Origin of the sequence: Nocardia sp. NPDC127579, from assembly GCF_042672005.1 — a bacterium.
Taxonomy (GTDB): domain Bacteria; phylum Actinomycetota; class Actinomycetes; order Mycobacteriales; family Mycobacteriaceae; genus Nocardia.
Genome location: NZ_JBHXVZ010000001.1, coordinates 485,807 through 489,928, shown reverse-complemented (window position 1 = coordinate 489,928; position 4,122 = coordinate 485,807). Strand labels below are relative to the sequence as shown.

The following is a 4,122-nucleotide window of genomic DNA, read 5'->3' as shown; positions in this document are numbered from 1 at the left end:
CCTCGAGGAGCAGCAATGCGCGACAGCGATCCCACCCCCGACGAACTCCGCGTCACCTTCGAAACCTTGCTCGCGTCAGTCCGCGACGGCGGCGCGATCCCCTCGGACACCCCCCTGGACATCGAAACCCAAACCGCCCTCTGGGCCATAACCAACGCCCACCCAAACATCACCACCCCCCTCATCACCGCCGCCCGCACCGCCTTCTCCGGCCAACTGGACGGCACCAACATCGCCGCCCGAAAAGCCGCACGCCTACGCCTCTTCCAATCCCGCGGCCTCCACTAGCCCGCAGTCGAAGTGGGACACCACTGCGGGGGCTTCTCGCGAAACGCCGCAGTCATGTCCCGCCTTCCCTCCTCCCACTAGGGAGTCTCCGTCTCCCAGCGGTATCCGTAGCCGCGGATGGTGGTGATGAGGTGGGGGCGTTGGAGTTTGGCGCGGAGGGCGGCCATGTGGACGTCTAGGGCGCGGGAGATGGCGGCGAATGCGTCGCCCCAGATGCGGTCCATGAGTTGTTGGCGGCTGACGGCGGAGCCGGGGTGTTCCACGAGGATTCGGACGAGTTCGAATTCCTTGTGGGTGAGTGTGATCGGCGCGCCGGCGACTTCGACGGTGCGGGCTTGCAGGTCGACGCGGACGTCGCCGGTCACCACGATCTGCTGGGCGGGGGTGCTCGGTGTCCGGGGGCGGCGGGTGACGGCTTCGAGCCGGGCGACGAGTTCGCCGACGCGGGGCGGTTTGGTCAGGTAGTCGTCGGCGCCCGCGCGCAGGCCGCGGATGACGGCGCGTTCACCGCTGCGGGCGGTGAGGATCAGGACCGGCACGGTGCTGATCTCGCGGAGTTTGCGCAGCACGTCCAGGCCGTCCATATCGGGCAGGCCGAGGTCGAGGATGACGGCGTCGTAGCGGTCGTGGGTGAGCAGCAGGTCGGCGCCGCGCCGGAGGTGGTCGGCCTGATAGTCCTTGGCTCGTAGCGCGGCGACGAGGGCGTCGCCGACCCCCGGGTCGTCTTCGACTATCGCAAGTCTCACGCGCCGATCCTCGCAAATCGGAGGTTCTGTCCGCAGGCGTATCGGACGCGGGGGAATCGACACTTTCGAGGTCTTGACATCTTCTTAGGGAAGTCGGCGCTCATGAGCGAGACGAACGACCGCTTGGTGCGCGAGAATTCCTTCCCAGCTGCTTCCTTCGAAGGAGCCGATGACCAGCACCCCGGTCCGCCAGCAGCGCCGCGGCCTCGTCCAGCCCTACGAAGGCGGGTCGGGGTCCGCCCAGGCGGGTCCGGAAACCCTGCTGAGGGGTGAGGGTTTCGGCTTGCCGGGCGGTGTTTCGACATCTTGTGCCAGGATGAAGGGCAGCAAGTCGGCTCTAGCCCGTGCCCGCGTAATCCGACCGGATTCCGGGCTACGGGTGTATGGATGAGGAGATAGCTGCACAGTGACCAGCCCACAAGGCCCGAACGACGAGGCCCGCGACAACGAGGTCCCCGGCGAGCCGAATCCCACTCCCGAGCAGCAGGCCGACGAGGAGTTCCTGCGGGAGTTCCAGCAGGCCTTCGAGGAATCCGGCGAAGAACCCGATGTGGAGTTCTCGCTCGGAGATCCCGAGCCGGAACCCGAACCCGAGGAAGCGGCCGATCCGGCCGACCAGGCTCGTCAGCTGGGACATGAGCTGGCTCGCGAGCTGGCTACCGGTGCACCGCAGGGCTGGGTGAAATTGGACGCGGTGTTCGCGTTCACCGCCGTCGCCGAGGTCGCGCAGGTCGTGTTCAGCGACGATCAGGAGCGCTCGGTCCGCGTCCAGCCTTCGGAGGGTGTGCTGGAGCTGGTGCGCCGGCACCGCGAGGTGTCGGCCGCCATGGGCGATGGCCCCTGGTGGCGGCTGCTGTTGCAGCTCTCGCCCGCGGGGCAGCTGGATATCGACTACGACTACGGTGACGAGCCGTTCCCGGACGATCACCTGTTCCCGGCCGAGGTGTATCAGGCCGATCTGGAAGCCAATCCGCGGGATCGGCTGCCGGTATGGCTGGCCGCCTACGTGAATCACGGCAATCGCCAGTCCCGCACGCCTGCCGAGGCGGCCGTGTGGGCGCGCGCCGACCGGGAAGCCGGTGTGCGCGGGACGATTTCCGAGCGTGATTTCCCGGCGTTGCCCACCCTGTGGGCCCGCTGGGCGGTGCTGGCCGCGTCGTTCGTGGCGGTGGGCTCGGAGTGGGGTCCGCGTATTCTGCCCGCGCTGGGCTGGTTCGAGGGCGCCAAGCGGGGCGGCTCCACGCTGTACATGCTGCCGGGTGGCCGGGCTGTGCTTTCCGGCGGTGTCTGGAACGCACCCGCGCTGGACGCGACCTACAACGACGACGCTCAGCTGCCCGCCTACTACGCGGGCGCGCCCGCCTGGGTGGCCAACCCGGTGCTGAATCCTCGTGCCGCCAGCGGTTTGCTGTCGTTCTGCTACTGGTGGGAGGGCGGGCGCTGGTATCGCTCGGATTCGCCGACGGCCGATCAGCTGGCCGAGGCGGTACCGGGTATCTGGACCGCGCAGACCGTGACCAACGTGATCGCCAGCCTGGTGTCGTCCGAGCCCACCGACGGCGAGGTGGCCGCCGTGGCCACGCTGGTCTCGGCCGCGGAAGCCGGTGTGGTGACCCGGGATACGCTGATCAGCGTCTTCGGTGACGACGGAGCCCGCGATATCGACAGCGCGTTCTACCAGCTCACCATGGCCGGTGTCGCGACCACGCTGCCGGATCCGATGCCCGAGGACGAGGCCATCGACCAGGTGCGCCGCTACATTCTCGACCGTAATCTCGACACCACCGGCTATCCGCTGGATCAGCTGCGTGCCGACCGGATCAGCTGCGGCTGGATGGTCTACGTGCCGACCGCACCCGGCGAGATCGCCATCGGCCGCGCCCTGTTCTACATCGCCGATGACGGTGTGCTGGAGCAGTCCTCGTCGTCGATCGCGCCGTCGCGCTATATCGCGGAGTTCGAGCAGCGCTTCCAGGAGCGCAATGGAATGGTCGACGCCTGACCTCGGTAACCGGCACTTCGCGGGTTAACGTCGGGGAAAGAATCGATGGCCGATTCCTAACCGGTTCTTTAGCTTTTCGGGTCGGTGAATCGGCCCGAGCCCGCGGTTGAAGTGCCAGAATGGTCGGAAAGCTCTGCGTAGCAGCTGCTTTGCAGGTGTTGCGTGTCTTGGTAGATGAGAGGTGCAGAGTGACTGGCGTCGAGAGTTATGTCGAGAAGCTACGTACTGCGGGCGCCGATACCGGCAAGGTGCGCGACCGGATGGATGGGCTCGCCGATCGCGTGCAGTCGCAATTGGACTCGCTGATCGCCATCATCAGCGGTGATCCGGTCTTCGGCAAGAAGTTCATGGACGACCCGAAGGGCCTCAAGTACCAGCTCGAGGGTGCCATCGAAGGCACGCGCACGATGGCAAAATCCTGGGGCAAGCTCTCCGACGGCCAGTACCAGACGGCCACCAACGTCCAACTCGAAGAACAGAAGCGTCGCGAGCAATTCGGAAAGATCGTCTGATCCGGTTCGGTTGCTGGTGGTTGGCGGGCGGTCCGATCGGGCCGCCCTGAGAGTCTGTGGAGTGGGTGAGAACTAGATGGCAAGACGCGATGCCGAGATCGCCGGTGTGATGGAGGAATTCCGCAGCCGCATTCGGGAGATCGCCGACATGCAGAAGCAGCGGGTCAAGCTGACTGCCACGGCATCCACCCGGGACCGGCAGATCTCGGTGACGGTGAACGCCAACGGTGTGGTGATCCAGACCAAATTCGGCAGCGGCATCGACGAATACAGCTACGAGGACATCGCCAAGGCCATCACCAGGCTCACCCAGCAGGCGGCCGAGGACGTATTCGGCCAGAGCCAGCAGGTCATGGCTCCGCTGGCGGAGGAGCGCGCCCGGCTGCCCAAACTCTCCGATGTGATCCCGGGCATGCCCGACTTGCAGAGTGAGATTCCGCTGGAGCCGGAGGTTTCCGTCGCGCCTCCCGGCGACGCCGAGCGGGAGGACACGGAACTGGTCTTCACCGATGTGGAGAACCTCGACGACAAGCCCGAAACCGGGAAGGGCGTCACCGACTCGGTCTGGTGACGT

General features: G+C 66.5%; 5 protein-coding genes. 4 read left to right on the top strand and 1 reads right to left on the bottom strand.

The window, feature by feature from the left end:
- The first annotated feature begins 15 nt into the window (after window positions 1–15).
- Entirely contained in the window at window positions 16–288 is a 273-nt protein-coding gene (locus ACFVMC_RS02030) for a hypothetical protein (protein WP_379206025.1), read from the top strand.
- 77 nt (window positions 289–365) lie between these two features.
- Here the strand turns inward: ACFVMC_RS02030 and ACFVMC_RS02025 are convergent, their stop codons facing one another.
- Window positions 366–1,034, bottom strand: a complete 669-nt coding sequence (locus tag ACFVMC_RS02025; protein WP_379206024.1) for a response regulator transcription factor — start codon at window positions 1,032–1,034, stop codon at window positions 366–368.
- A gap of 406 nt (window positions 1,035–1,440) precedes the next feature.
- On the opposite strand from ACFVMC_RS02025, the gene ACFVMC_RS02020 reads away from it, so the two are divergent.
- The 3 genes from ACFVMC_RS02020 to ACFVMC_RS02010 all read left to right on the top strand — a co-directional run bounded on the left by ACFVMC_RS02020 (window position 1,441) and on the right by ACFVMC_RS02010 (window position 4,119).
- Window positions 1,441–3,036, top strand: coding sequence for a hypothetical protein (locus ACFVMC_RS02020; protein WP_379206022.1), 1,596 nt, complete (start codon window positions 1,441–1,443; stop codon window positions 3,034–3,036).
- Window positions 3,037–3,224: 188 nt separating this feature from the next.
- Window positions 3,225–3,548, top strand: coding sequence for a hypothetical protein (locus ACFVMC_RS02015; RefSeq protein WP_379206020.1), 324 nt, complete (start codon window positions 3,225–3,227; stop codon window positions 3,546–3,548).
- Window positions 3,549–3,624: 76 nt separating this feature from the next.
- Window positions 3,625–4,119 carry a YbaB/EbfC family nucleoid-associated protein gene (locus ACFVMC_RS02010; RefSeq protein WP_379206018.1) on the top strand — a complete coding sequence of 165 codons (495 nt, stop codon included), beginning with the start codon at window positions 3,625–3,627 and terminating at the stop codon, window positions 4,117–4,119.
- Window positions 4,120–4,122 lie beyond the last annotated feature (3 nt).